The sequence below is a fragment of the Streptomyces sp. NPDC045470 genome (assembly GCF_040646595.1).
Classification (GTDB): Bacteria; Actinomycetota; Actinomycetes; order Streptomycetales; family Streptomycetaceae; genus Streptomyces.
On sequence record NZ_JBEZAN010000004.1, the window covers coordinates 139,450 to 151,912 of the forward strand.

12 protein-coding genes are annotated in these 12,463 nt (G+C 72.5%); all 12 read left to right on the plus strand.

Going from position 1 to position 12,463, the window contains the following annotated elements; genetic code table 11:
• The first annotated feature begins 46 nt into the window (after positions 1-46).
• The 12 genes from AB0A97_RS14895 (at position 47) to AB0A97_RS14950 (ending at position 12,406) form a co-directional block, all read left to right on the plus strand.
• Complete coding sequence (locus AB0A97_RS14895; RefSeq protein ID WP_031002969.1) at positions 47-448, plus strand: NADH-quinone oxidoreductase subunit A; 402 nt, start codon at positions 47-49, stop codon at positions 446-448.
• Positions 439-1,236 (plus strand): NADH-quinone oxidoreductase subunit B family protein, encoded by a 798-nt coding sequence (locus AB0A97_RS14900; protein WP_361149107.1) that lies wholly within the window; start codon positions 439-441, stop codon positions 1,234-1,236. The genes AB0A97_RS14895 and AB0A97_RS14900 overlap by 10 nt, the downstream gene beginning before the upstream one ends.
• The gene (locus tag AB0A97_RS14905) at positions 1,233-2,600 is read left to right on the plus strand and encodes an NADH-quinone oxidoreductase subunit C (protein WP_361149110.1); all 1,368 of its coding nucleotides are present in this window, start codon (positions 1,233-1,235) and stop codon (positions 2,598-2,600) included. The genes AB0A97_RS14900 and AB0A97_RS14905 overlap by 4 nt, the downstream gene beginning before the upstream one ends.
• A complete protein-coding gene (locus AB0A97_RS14910; protein ID WP_031002976.1) occupies positions 2,597-3,562 on the plus strand; it encodes a complex I subunit 1 family protein in 966 nt (321 codons plus the stop codon). Before AB0A97_RS14905 ends, AB0A97_RS14910 begins: the two co-directional genes overlap by 4 nt.
• Positions 3,562-4,182, plus strand: coding sequence for an NADH-quinone oxidoreductase subunit I (locus AB0A97_RS14915; protein ID WP_361149113.1), 621 nt, complete (start codon positions 3,562-3,564; stop codon positions 4,180-4,182). Before AB0A97_RS14910 ends, AB0A97_RS14915 begins: the two co-directional genes overlap by 1 nt.
• A complete protein-coding gene (locus AB0A97_RS14920; protein ID WP_361149115.1) occupies positions 4,179-4,832 on the plus strand; it encodes an NADH-quinone oxidoreductase subunit J in 654 nt (217 codons plus the stop codon). Before AB0A97_RS14915 ends, AB0A97_RS14920 begins: the two co-directional genes overlap by 4 nt.
• The gene (gene nuoK / locus AB0A97_RS14925) at positions 4,832-5,251 is read left to right on the plus strand and encodes an NADH-quinone oxidoreductase subunit NuoK (protein WP_361149117.1); all 420 of its coding nucleotides are present in this window, start codon (positions 4,832-4,834) and stop codon (positions 5,249-5,251) included. The genes AB0A97_RS14920 and nuoK overlap by 1 nt, the downstream gene beginning before the upstream one ends.
• On the plus strand, positions 5,248-7,281 hold the full coding sequence (locus AB0A97_RS14930) for an NADH-quinone oxidoreductase subunit L (protein WP_361149119.1): 2,034 nt from the start codon (positions 5,248-5,250) through the stop codon (positions 7,279-7,281). The genes nuoK and AB0A97_RS14930 overlap by 4 nt, the downstream gene beginning before the upstream one ends.
• 17 nt (positions 7,282-7,298) lie before the next feature.
• Entirely contained in the window at positions 7,299-8,948 is a 1,650-nt protein-coding gene (locus AB0A97_RS14935) for an NADH-quinone oxidoreductase subunit M (protein WP_361150147.1), read from the plus strand.
• Entirely contained in the window at positions 8,948-10,645 is a 1,698-nt protein-coding gene (locus AB0A97_RS14940) for an NADH-quinone oxidoreductase subunit N (RefSeq protein WP_361149121.1), read from the plus strand. Before AB0A97_RS14935 ends, AB0A97_RS14940 begins: the two co-directional genes overlap by 1 nt.
• A gap of 402 nt (positions 10,646-11,047) precedes the next feature.
• Complete coding sequence (htpX, locus tag AB0A97_RS14945) at positions 11,048-11,911, plus strand: zinc metalloprotease HtpX (RefSeq protein WP_361149124.1); 864 nt, start codon at positions 11,048-11,050, stop codon at positions 11,909-11,911.
• Positions 11,912-12,010: 99 nt separating this feature from the next.
• On the plus strand, positions 12,011-12,406 hold the full coding sequence (locus AB0A97_RS14950; protein ID WP_361149126.1) for a YccF domain-containing protein: 396 nt from the start codon (positions 12,011-12,013) through the stop codon (positions 12,404-12,406).
• The last annotated feature ends 57 nt before the right edge of the window (positions 12,407-12,463 follow it).

Sequence of the window (12,463 nt, forward strand, 5' to 3'; positions counted from 1 at the left end):
ATCGTCGAAGTCGTTGAACAAGAGCAGTCAGGGAGCGAGGGCGGACGTGCCGGACGCGACCGTACGCACCAGCCTTGCCGCGGACTATTTCCAGGGGTACTCGGTCGTCGGGCTCATCGCCGTGATCGGCGTGCTCTTCGTGGCCGTGGCCTTCGGTGCCGGGCGGCTGCTGCGGCCCGTGGTGCCCACCCCGGAGAAACTGCTCACCTACGAATGCGGCGTGGACCCGGTGGGCGAGGGCTGGGCACACACCCAGGTCCGCTACTACGTCTACGCCTTCCTCTACGTGATCTTCGCCGTCGACTCGATCTTCCTGTTCCCCTGGGCGACGGTCTTCGCCGCCCCCGGTTTCGGCGGCGTCACGCTGGTGGAGATGTTCATCTTCCTCGGCTTCCTCGCCGTCGGCCTGCTCTACGCATGGAAGAAGGGCGTCCTGGAATGGACGTGACGAACGCGAGGCCGGCCACCGCGACGGGCACCGAACTGCCCGTCGTGTCCGCCGGCGGCACCGTCGAACGACGCCGGCTGGGCCCGCTCGCCCGCCTGGCTCCCGAACCCATGAAGGTGGTCCTGAACTGGGGCCGCCGCTACAGCCTGTGGGTCTTCAACTTCGGGCTGGCCTGCTGCGCGATCGAGTTCATCGCCGCGTCGATGGCGCGGCACGACTTCATCCGGCTGGGCGTGATCCCGTTCGCACCGGGCCCCCGGCAGGCGGACCTCATGATCGTCTCCGGCACGGTGACGGACAAGATGGCGCCCGCGGTCAAGCGTCTGTACGAGCAGATGCCGGAACCGAAGTACGTCATCTCGTTCGGAGCGTGCTCGAACTGCGGCGGGCCCTACTGGGACTCGTACGCGGTCACCAAGGGGGTCGACCAGATCATCCCCGTCGACGTGTACGTCCCGGGCTGCCCGCCCCGGCCCGAAGCACTGCTCCAGGGCATCCTCAAGCTGCAGGAGAAGATCGCCCGTGAGTCGCTGGGCGAGCGGTACGGGGTCGCGGACAACGGCGACGCGCCTTCCGGGCCGTCGGCTGCCGCGCTGCGCAGCGGGCTGGTGACGCCGCCTGCGCCGGGGGCTTCGGCCGAGGCGGGGGAGCCGGCCGGGACGGGGACGTCGGCCGAGGCGTCCCGGGGTGAGGCGTCCGGGGCCGAGGCGCCCGGGGGCGCGGCATCCGGGGGCGCAGCCGAAGCCGACACCGGTGGCGGGAAGCCGAAGGGAGCGGGGGACCAGTGAGCGACGAACAGTCTCCGGTCCCGCCGGCCGAGGACATGCCCGCCGACGCGGCCGAAGCCGCCGGGACGCCGTCCGAGTCCGCCGAGTCCAGCGAGCCCGCCGAGTCGGTCGAGGCGCCGCCCGCGCCGCCCGTCGGGTGGCTGCCCGGTTCCGCCACCGACCTCTTCGGCCCCGGCGCGACCGCCGAAGAGGCGTACGACCTGCTGACCGTCGACGTACCCGCCGACGCCTGGATCCCGGCGCTCACCACCGCCCGCGACGACCTCGGATGCAGCTACTTCGACTGGCTGAGCGCGGTGGACGAGCCCGGCACCGGCTTCCGCGTCTGCGCCCACCTCGCCGACATCGCCCGGCCCGGCCGCGTACGGCGCCTGGTGCTGCGCACCACCGTCCCGCACGCGGCGGCCGTACTGCCCACCGCCACCGAGGTGTACGCGGGTGCGGGCTGGCACGAGCGGGAGACGCACGAGATGTTCGGCGTGGACTTCACCGGCCACCCGTACCTGGAGCCGCTGCTGCTCCCCGAGAACTTCGAGGGCCACCCGCTGCGCAAGGACTTCGTGCTCGCCGCACGGGTCGCCAAGGCGTGGCCGGGCGCGAAGGAGCCGGGTGAGTCCGAGCACGGCGGGCCCAAGCGCCGCCAGATGCTGCCGCCCGGCGTGCCCGACCCGAACGAGTGGGGCCCGCTGAAGGGCCAGTTGCCGCCTGCCCCGGCCCGGCCCGCCCGTGGCGCACGCGCGGCCGGTGCCCGTGCGGCCGGCGGGGCGGCGGGGGAGCGGCCCGCCCGCCGTACGCGTACGGCGGGCGCGGGCTCGGCGAGCCAGCAGAGCGCCGCGGACAGCGCGCGGACGCCGGCCACGGACGCGGGGGCCTCCGCCGGGACTCCGGCCGCCGCCCCGGCTTCGCCCCCGGCCCCGGCCTCGGCCGCCCGGCCGGAACGCCCCGCCCGCCGGACGCGCAGCGCCGGCCAGGGCTCGGCCAGCCAGCAGGCGGCCGGTCAGGAGCCGGCCGGTCAGCAGTCGTCCGGCCACGAGTCGGCCGGTCAGGAGTCGTCCGGTCAGCAGGCAGGCCAGGCGTCCGGCCAGGCGGCGTCCGGGCAGGCGCCCGCCGTCACCGGCTCCTCGGACGCTCCGTGGCACCACGCCCGCCCCGCTTTCGAGGACGAGCCGAAGACCGGCGAGAAGCGCGCAGCCGAAGCCGCACCCGCAGCCGAAGCCGCACCCGAGCCCGCACCCGCCCCCGAAGAGAAACCCGCAGCCGAAGGCGAACCCGGGCCCGAGCCCGAGGGCACCGGCCCCAGCGACGGCACCACCGACGACCCCGGCCCCAGCGACGCAGTGGAAGAAGGCGGGACCAGACCATGAGCGACGCCCTCGACATCGCCCTGCGCCTGATCGCCGTCTTCGTCGCCTTCCTGGTCTTCCCGCTGGTCATCGGCCAGACCGAGCACAAGGTCATGGCCCATATGCAGGGCCGCCTCGGCCCCATGTACGCGGGTGGCTTCCACGGCTGGGCGCAGCTCGTGGCCGACGGGGTGAAGTTCGCGCAGAAGGAGGACGTCGTCCCGGCCGGTGCCGACCGGCGGATCTTCCAGCTCGCGCCCGCCGTCGCGCTCCTGCCGTACCTGCTGGTGCTGGTCGCCATCCCGCTCGGCCCGGACAACGCGGTCGGTCAGTCGCTGGACGCGGGCATCTTCTTCGTCCTCGCCGTGATGGGCGTCGGCGTCCTGGGCTCGCTGATGGCGGGCTGGGCCTCGGCCAACAAGTTCTCGCTGCTCGGCGGCTTGCGTACGGCCGCCCAGCTCCTCGCGTACGAGCTGCCGATGCTGCTCGCCGCGGCGTCCGTCGCGATGGCCGCCGGAACGCTCTCGCTGCCCGGCATCCTGGACGCCTTCCACTGGTGGTGGGTGCCGTGGCAGATCGTCGGCGGCCTGGTCTTCTTCACGGCGGGGCTGGCCGAACTGCAGCGGCCGCCGTTCGACATGCCGGTCGCCGACTCCGAGATCATCTTCGGCGCGTACACCGAGTACACCGGGCTGCGCTTCGCGCTGTTCCTGCTCGCCGAGTACGCGGGCATCCTCGTCCTGTGCGCCCTGACCTCCGTCCTCTTCCTCGGTGGCTGGCACGGGCCGTTCGGCGCCGACGGGCTCGGCTGGCTGTGGACGCTGCTGAAGACCGCGGTCCTGGCCTTCGGCGTGATCTGGCTGCGCGTCAGCTACCCGCGGCTGCGTGAGGACCAGTTGCAGAAGCTGGCCTGGACGGTGCTGATCCCGCTGGCCCTCGCCCAGATCGCCCTCACCGGCGTCGTCAAGGTGGTGATCTCGTAATGGCCCCGGAGAAGAAGTCCGGCTGGCCCGGCAGCGGTCTGGCCAAGGGGCTGGCCGTGACCCTTCGGACGATGACGAAGCGTTCGGTCACCGAGCAGTACCCGGAGGTCCAGCCCGAACTGGCACCGCGCACCCGCGGTGTGATCGGGCTGTTCGAGGAGAACTGCACGGTCTGCATGCTGTGCGCGCGCGAGTGCCCGGACTGGTGCATCTACATCGACTCCCACAAGGAGACGGTGCCGCCCGCCGCGCCCGGCGGCCGCGAGCGCAGCCGTAACGTCCTGGACCGCTTCGCCATCGACTTCTCGCTGTGCATGTACTGCGGTATCTGCATCGAGGTGTGTCCCTTCGACGCGCTGTTCTGGTCGCCGGAGTTCGAGTACGCCGAGACCGACATCCACAACCTCACCCACGAGCGGGACAAACTCCGCGCATGGATGTGGACGGTCCCGGAGCCGCCCGCCCTCGACCCCGCGGCCGAGGAGCCCAAGGAGATCGCCGCCGCCCGCAAGGCCGCCGACAAGCTCGCCGCGCAGGAAGCGGCCGAACGGCAGGCCGCGCAGCAGGCGGCCGAGGAAGCAGCCCGGAACACCGCCCAGGAACAGGAGGGGGAAGCGTGACGCTCGCCGCCGCAAGCCACGGTTTCCTCTCCCCGACCGGGGTCGAGATCGCCTTCCTCCTGGTCGGCCTCGTCACCCTCGGCGCGGCCGTGGTCACCGTCACCACCAAGCAACTGGTGCACGCCGCCCTGTGGCTGGTGGTCGCCCTCGGCGGTATCGCCGTGGAGTACCTGCTGCTGACCGCGGAGTTCATCGCCTGGGTGCAGGTCCTGATCTACGTCGGGTCCGTCGTCGTGCTCCTCCTGTTCGGACTGATGCTCACCAAGGCACCCATCGGCCGCTCCGCGAACGCCGACTCGGGCAACCGCTGGGCCGCGCTCACGGTGGCCGTCGCCTCCGCCGCCGCGCTCGTCTGGGTCGTCACGGACGCGTTCCGTACGACCTGGATCGACCTGGACGGCGCGGTGCAGGGCTCCACCGAAGCCTCCGGGCGCAGCCTGTTCCAGTACTGGGTGCTGCCGTTCGAAGCGCTCTCCGTCCTCCTCCTCGCCGCCCTCGTCGGCGCGATCGTGCTCTCCCGCAAACACGGAGACCGCGAGCGGCCCGCCGCCGGCAAGGGGCCCGGCGGCAAACAGGCCGGCACCCGCAAACGGCCCGGCTCCCGCGAGCAGCCCGGTGACCGCGCACGTCTCGGAGAGGACCAAGGCTGATGCATCTCGCCTATCCCGCCGTCCTCGCCGTCCTCCTGTTCTGCGTCGGCCTGTACGGCGTCCTCGCCCGCCGCAACGCGATCCTCGTCCTGATGTCGGTCGAGCTGATGCTCAACGCGGTCAACCTGAACCTGGTGGCGTTCGACGTCTGGCTGCGCGACAAGCTGCACGCCGGCCAGGCGCTCACCCTCTTCACCATCGCCGTGGCCGCCGCCGAGATCGGCATCGGCCTGGCGATCGTGCTGCTCGTCTACCGCAACCGCGGCAGCTCCGACGTGGACCGCCTCCGCGACCTCGCCGAGCGCCCGGACAGCAGCGGCCCGGACGACGGCAGCGACCCGAACGACGACAGCACCGGCGGCGCGGACGGTGCCGCCGGCCGGCCGCAGCCGGACCACCGGGCGGAGGCCGCCGCGTGACGACCACGACCACCGCCGTACTCGTACCTCTCCTTCCCTTCCTCGGCGCCCTCGCGGGCATCCTCCTCGGCCGCCGCGCGCCCGGCTTCGTGCGCCCGCTGGCCATCCTGCCGACCGTCGCCGCGGCCGCCCTGGCCGTCGTCGTGGCCGTCTCCCAGGGCGGCGGCGCCGGTGCGGGGAAGGCCCCGGTGGACGCCGCGACCCGGCTCACCCCCACCGGCTCGGTCCCCGTCGACCTCGCCCTGCACATCGACGGCTTCGCCGCCCTCGTCGCCGTACTCGTGGCCGTCGTCGCCTGCTGCGTGCAGATCTACTCGACCGGCTACCTGCGCGACGACCCGCGCTACCCCTCCTACGCCGCCCTGGTCTCCCTCTTCACCGCCGCGATGCTGCTGGTCGTCTACTCCGGCGACCTGATGGTGCTGCTGGTCGGCTGGGAGATCATGGGCATCTGCTCGTACTTCCTGGTCGGGCACTACTGGGAGACCGAAGCCGCCCGCTCCGCCTCCCTCAAGGCGTTCCTCGTCACCAAGCTGGGCGACGTCCCCTTCCTCTTCGGCATCTTCGCGCTCGCCGCCGACGCCGGGACGTTCCGCATCACCGGCATCCTCAAGACGGTGGCCGTCGGCGGCCTGGACCACCCCACCCTCGTCGCGCTGCTCCTGCTGGCCGGTGTCGCGGGCAAGTCCGCGCAGTTCCCGCTGCACACCTGGCTGCCCGACGCGATGGCCGGCCCCACCCCGGTCTCGGCCCTCATCCACGCGGCCACCATGGTCGCCGCCGGCGTCTACTTCGTCGCCCGTCTCCTCCCCGTCTTCGCGGCGTCCGCCACCGCGATGGTCGTCCTCGCCGCCATGGCCGCGGCCACCATGGTCGGCTCCGGTCTCGCCGCCCTGGCGCAGGACGACATCAAACGCGTCCTGGCCTACTCGACGGTCGGCCAGCTCGGCTACATGACCGGTGCCCTGGCCGTCGGCGACCGCGGCGCCGCCGTCTTCCACCTCCTGTCGCACGGCGCGTTCAAGGCCCTGCTCTTCCTCGCCGCCGGTGTGGTCATCCACGCCGCCGGCACCAACTCGCTGGCCGCCATGTCACGGATGCGCGGCCTCGCCCGGCGCATCCCCGACGCCTACTGGACGATGACGGTCGCGCTGCTCGCCCTGGCCGCCATTCCCCCGTTCGCCGGCTTCTTCTCCAAGGAAGCCGTCCTGGGCGCCGCCGAACACGCCGCCACCGGTCACCCGACGGCCTCCGGCACCCTCGCCGCCGTCCCCTCCGCGGCAGGCTGGACCGTTTTGATCGCCGGGCTGCTCACCGCCCTCCTCACCGCCGGGTACGCGACCCGGCTGTGGCTGCTGGCCTTCCACGGCAAGGGCCCGGAACCCGCGCCCGACCACGGCAAGCAGCCGGTCGTCATGAACACCGTGCTGTGGGTGCTGTTCGTCCCCACCCTCGCGCTGGGCCTTGCCACCCCCGTCCTGCCCGACTGGTTCGACGGCCGCTCGCTGACCCCGACCCTGACCACCTCCGTCCTGGGCACCGGTGTCGCCCTCGTCGGCGCCCTGGTCACCTACGGTGCCTGGCGGCACACCACCGCTCTCGCGGCGCGCGTCCCGCTCGGCGCGGTCGCCGTGGACCCGGACGCCGCCCCCGCGGACTCCGAGGAGCGCGCCATCGCCACCCACGCCGCGGCCTACGGCGACAACGCCGGCGCCCCGGACCCCGCCGACCCCGGCCGGCTCCTCCTGGGCCCGCTGCACCGCCCCGCCGCCGTCGGCTTCCACCTCGACGCCGTCTACACCGCCCTGTTCGTCCGGCCGGTGCGGGCCGCGGCCCGGCTCGTGCGCTTCCTCGACCGCGAGGTCGTCGACACGTACGTGCACGGCGCGGGCACCGCCTCCCGCTGGCTGGGAGCCGCCGTCCGCCGCGCCCAGACCGGCAATGTGCAGACCTACCTGGGCGCGCTGCTCGCGGGCTCGCTCGTCCTGGCCGTCGCCGTCGTCCTCGTCGCTACGGGCACGGGAGCCTGACCGTGAATCACACCGCTATGCAGCTTCTCCTCGCGGCCGTCGTCGTCCTCCCCCTGCTGGGCGCGGTCGCCGCCCTGCTCCCGGCCCCGCCCGGTCTCAAGGGCCGCGACCCCGACCAGGCCGTACTGCGCCACGGCGTGACCGTCACCGGTGTCGTGCTGGCCGCGGCCGTCGCGCTGGCCGTCGGATTCGACCACGACCACCCGGCCCGGATGCAGGCCACCACCGACATCAGCTGGATCCAGGCGCTCGGCATCCGGATCCATCTCGGCATCGACGGCATCTCGCTCCCCCTCCTCGTCCTGACCGCGCTGCTGACCTTCCTCTGCGCGCTCTACAGCTACTTCCACCTGCCCGCGGGCCCGTCCCCCAAGGCGTTCGTGGCCCTGCTCCTGGTCCTGGAGGCCGGCACCCTCGCCACCTTCGCCGTCCTGGACCTCGTGCTGTTCTTCCTCGCCTTCGAGATGGTCCTCATCCCGATGTACTTCCTCATCGCCCGGTGGGGCGGTGCGCAAAGGACGTACGCGGCGTGGAAGTTCATCCTCTACACCCTCCTCGGCTCGGTCGTGATGCTGCTGGGCCTGCTCCTCGTCGGCCTGAAGTCCGGCACGTTCGACATGGTGGCACTAGCCACTGACAACGGCCCGAACTCCCAGCTCAGCCACACCGTCCAGCTCCTCGCGGTGCTCGCGATCGGCATCGGACTGGCCGTCAAGGCACCGATGTGGCCCCTGCACAGCTGGCTGCCCGACGCGCACACCGCCGCCCCCACCGTCGGGTCGGTGCTCCTGGCCGGCGTCCTGCTGAAGATGGGCACGTACGGCTTCGTGCGCATCGCGCTGCCCATCGCGCCGGACGGCATGCACACCTTCGCCCCGTACCTCGCCGCCTTCGCCGCCGTCGGCATCGTCTACGGCTCGCTCGCGTGCCTGGCGCTCGCCCGGCGTGGCGCGAAGGGCGACCTCAAGCGCCTGATCGCGTACAGCTCGGTCGGCCACATGGGCTTCGTGCTGCTCGGCATCGCGACCATGACACCCACCGGCGTCAACGGCGCGCTGTTCGCCAACATCGCGCACGGCCTGATCACCGGCCTCCTCTTCTTCCTGGTCGGCGCCCTCAAGGACCGGTACGGCACCACCGACCTGGACCGGCTCGCGGGCCGCACCGGCGCCGCCCTGTACGGGCGCGCACCGCGCTTCGGCGGCCTGCTGGCGTTCGGCGCCGTCGCCTCCCTCGGCCTGCCCGGGCTCGCCGGGTTCTGGGGCGAGATGCTCGCCATGTTCGGCGCTTTCGAGCCCGCCGCGGGCCTCAGCCGCCCCGCGTTCCTCACCTTCATGGCGCTGGCCGGCCTCGGCACGCTCCTCACCGCCGCGTACCTGCTGATCGTCGTACGGCGGGTGTGCATGGGGGGCAAGGAGCCGACCGAGGAAGCCGGGGCGGCCGGGTCGCCGGAGCCCGACGGGGCGGCCGGTCCGCTCGGCGCTGACGGGGCACCAGAGGCCGCCGGTGCCACCCGTACCGCCCCCGTCATCCCCGACCTGGCCCGCTACGAGTACGCGGCCTGGTCCCCCCTCGCCGTGCTCACCGTCCTCGCCGGCCTGTGGCCCGCGGCCCTCCTCGGCCTCACCGACCCGGCCGTCCAGCAGCTCCTCGGAGGCGGTAAGTGATGAGTTCCGTGACCTCCCTGGTCCAGTCCGTCGACTGGGTCGCCGTCGCACCGCCCACCATCACCGCCGCCGTCGCCCTGGCCGTCCTGGTCGCCGACCTCTTCGTCCCGCAGCACCGCAAGCCGCTCCTCGGCTGGTGTGCGATCGGTGGCCTCGCGCTGGCCGCGCTCTCGCTCGTCCCCCTGGTGGCCGGGGACCGCCGTACCTTCTGCCTGACCACGGACCCGGGCGTGTGCAGTTACGCCGCCGACCACTTCGCCGTCGTCATCCAGTTCCTGGTGCTGGCCGGCGCCCTGCTCACCGCCCTGCTGTCGGTCACCGCCGTCGAGGACCACCGGCTGCCCGCGGGCGAGTTCTGGTTCCTGCTGCTGTCCTCCGCGGCGGGCGCGGCCCTGCTGCCCGCCTCCCGGGACCTGGCGACCCTCGTCATCGCCCTCGAAGTGGCCTCGCTGCCCGCCTTCGCCCTCGTGGGAATCCGGCGCGCGGACCGCCTCTCCTCGGAGGCGGCCCTGAAGTTCTTCCTGTCCTCGGTGGTGGCCACCGCGGTCATGCTCCTGGGCGTCAGCTTCGTCTACGCGGCGACCGGCAGCCTCCACCTGTCCCGCGTCGCCACCGCCCTCACGGACCTGCCCGACCCGCAACTGGCCACCCTGGCCACGGCGGGCGTCGCCCTGACCCTCGTCGGCTTCGCCTTCAAGACCGCCGCCGTGCCGTTCCACTTCTGGGTGCCCGACACCTACGTGGGCGCGCCACTGCCGATCGCCGCGTACCTCTCCGTCATCGGCAAGGCCGTCGGCTTCTCGGGCCTCATCCTGGTCACGGTCGAGGGCTTCCCCTCGTACGCGGACGTCTGGGGCCCGGCCGTCGCCGTCCTGGCCGCCCTCACCATGACCGTCGGCAACGTCGCCGCGCTGCGCCAGGCCCCGGAGCGCGCGCACAGCGCGGTACGCCTGCTCGCCTGGTCCTCGGTGGGGCAGGCGGGCTACCTCCTGGTGCCGATCGCCGCCGCCGGGTACGCCGACGACGCGGCACACGCCATCGGCGCGACCGTCGCGTACGCCCTGATGTACGCGGCCGTGAACCTCGGCGCCTTCGGGGTCGCTGCCCTCGTGGCCCGTACGAGCCCCGCCAACCGCATCAGCGACTACCGCGGCCTGGTCACGCGCCGCCCGCTGCCCGCCCTCGCCCTCGGCTTCTTCCTGCTCTGCCTCGCGGGCCTGCCGCCCGGCATCATCGGCCTGTTCGCCAAGGTCACGGTCTTCTCGGCGGCGGTGGACGCGGGCCTTGCGTGGCTCGCCGTCGTCATGGTCGTCAATGTGGTCATCGCGCTCTACTACTACCTCCAGTGGACGGCGGTGCTCTTCCGTGCGGCGGGGGAGACGGCTGACGCGGCTGAGGCGACTGTGGCGGAAGGTGCGGTTGAGTCGCGTGTGGAGGTCGGTGCCCGGGCCGGTGCTGGTTCTGGCGCCGAGGCCGGTCCCGGGGCAGACCACGGGACCGGAGCGGGTGGCGAAGGGGCCGAGGGGCCCGAGGGGGCCCGTACCCGGGCTCCCGAGACGGTCGGGCCGGCCGGACTTCCCAAGGCGAAGGTCCCGGCTCCGCTGGCCGCCGCGATCGCCCTCGCCGCCGTCCTCGGCATCGTCCTTTCCGGCGCGCCGCAGCTCGTCCTCCGCTTCGCCTCCGGCGCGCTCCTCTGAGCGCGCCGCGCGGGCGCACCCGGCACCTCTCGTGAGCACGGTCCGAGCCTGACGGTGGTCCGGGACCGATCGAGGACCGAGCCTGACGGTGGTCCAGGACCGATCGCGGACCGATCCTGAGCGCGGCCCGGCCGCTCTCCTTCCCTCCGGCCGCGATCTTCGGTCACTCCGGCACGGTTCCCCGGCCGACTGCTGGCCGGAATGCGACCGCCGACGATCACTTCGCCGGGGTGCCCGGAATGCGCCCGTGCGCGGGCTCACTCGCACGGCCGTACGCCGTCCCCGCATGCACAAGGGAACTAGCGCCCCTCATCTGGCGTTGACCAGACAGAAAGGGTCCACTGAAAAGTGGAGGAAACGTCAGCAAAGGGTTCCCCTGCCGCACCACCTGGAGGGCGTACCGTGCACCGCAGGCACAACGGGCTCAAGACCGCCGTACTCCTCGGGGGACTGTCCGCACTCATCATCGTCATCGGCGGACTTTTCGGCCGTACGGGCCTGATCATCGCGGTCCTCGTGGCCCTGGGAACCAACGCCTACGCGTACTGGAACAGCGACAAACTCGCCCTGCGGGCGATGCGCGCCCGCCCGGTGAGCGAGTTCCAGGCCCCGCAGCTCTACCGCATGGTCCGCGAGCTGTCCACGGCCGCGCGCCAGCCCATGCCCCGCCTGTACATCTCACCGACCCAGGCCCCCAACGCCTTCGCCACCGGCCGCAATCCGCGCAACGCCGCCGTCTGCTGCACGGACGGCATCCTGCACCTCCTGGACGAACGCGAGCTGCGCGGCGTCATCGGCCACGAACTCAGCCACGTCTACAACCGCGACATCCTCATCTCGTCCGTGGCCGGAGCCCTGGCCTCGGTGGTGATGTTCCTGGTCAACTTCGCCTGGCTGATTCCCATAGGCCGTTCCGACGACGAAGAGGGCCCCGGCATCCTCGGGATGCTCCTGATCATGATTCTCGGGCCGGTGGCGGCCTCCCTCATCCAGCTGGCCGTCAGCCGCTCCCGCGAGTACCAGGCCGACGCCTCCGGCGCCCAGCTCACCGGCGACCCGCTCGCCCTGGCCTCCGCGCTCCGCAAGCTGGAGGCCGGCACCCGGCAGCTCCCGCTGCCGGCCGAACCACGGCTGGAGACGGCGAGCCACATGATGATCGCCAACCCGTTCCGGCCCGGTGACGGGATGACCAAGCTCTTCTCGACCCACCCGCCGATGCGCGAGCGCATCACCCGCCTCGAACAGATGGCGGGCCGTCAGTCCTGACATCGGCCCCCCGCCGCAACTGTTTCCGACCGCCGCTGCGTCTCCCTGGAGGAAAGACACCACCACCGCACCCCACCGGTGCACGGAAGGCTGCCGACCATGAAGCTCATCCTCAACGTCATCTGGCTGATCCTGAGCGGCTTGTGGATGGCCGTCGGCTACGTCCTCGCAGGCATCATCTGCTGCATCCTGATCGTCACGATCCCCTTCGGCATCGCCTCGTTCCGCATCGCGGGCTACGCGCTGTGGCCCTTCGGCCGTACGACGGTGGAGCGGCGCGACGCGGGTGCCGGCTCGGTCATCGGCAACGTCATCTGGGTCATCTTCGCGGGCTGGTGGCTGGCGCTGGGCCACATCGTCACGGGCGCCCTGCAGTGCGTGACGATCATCGGCATCCCGTTCGGCATCGCCAACTTCAAGATGGTGCCGCTCTCCCTGCTCCCGCTCGGCCGCGAGATCGTCCCGACGGACCAGCCCTTCGCCGGGCGCTACTGAGCAGGTCGCGGGATACGGGAGCCCCGCTCCGTCCCGCCCCTCGCTCCGATCGCGTAC

Coding starts and splice junctions, on each gene's coding strand:
- AB0A97_RS14935 (WP_361150147.1), top strand. CDS start 7,299: ATGCAGCTTCTCCTCGCGGCCGTCGTCGTCCTCCCCCTGCTGGGCGCG.
- AB0A97_RS14940 (WP_361149121.1), top strand. CDS start 8,948: ATGAGTTCCGTGACCTCCCTGGTCCAGTCCGTCGACTGGGTCGCCGTC.
- AB0A97_RS14900 (WP_361149107.1), top strand. CDS start 439: ATGGACGTGACGAACGCGAGGCCGGCCACCGCGACGGGCACCGAACTG.
- nuoK (WP_361149117.1), top strand. CDS start 4,832: ATGCATCTCGCCTATCCCGCCGTCCTCGCCGTCCTCCTGTTCTGCGTC.
- AB0A97_RS14915 (WP_361149113.1), top strand. CDS start 3,562: ATGGCCCCGGAGAAGAAGTCCGGCTGGCCCGGCAGCGGTCTGGCCAAG.
- AB0A97_RS14910 (WP_031002976.1), top strand. CDS start 2,597: ATGAGCGACGCCCTCGACATCGCCCTGCGCCTGATCGCCGTCTTCGTC.
- AB0A97_RS14950 (WP_361149126.1), top strand. CDS start 12,011: ATGAAGCTCATCCTCAACGTCATCTGGCTGATCCTGAGCGGCTTGTGG.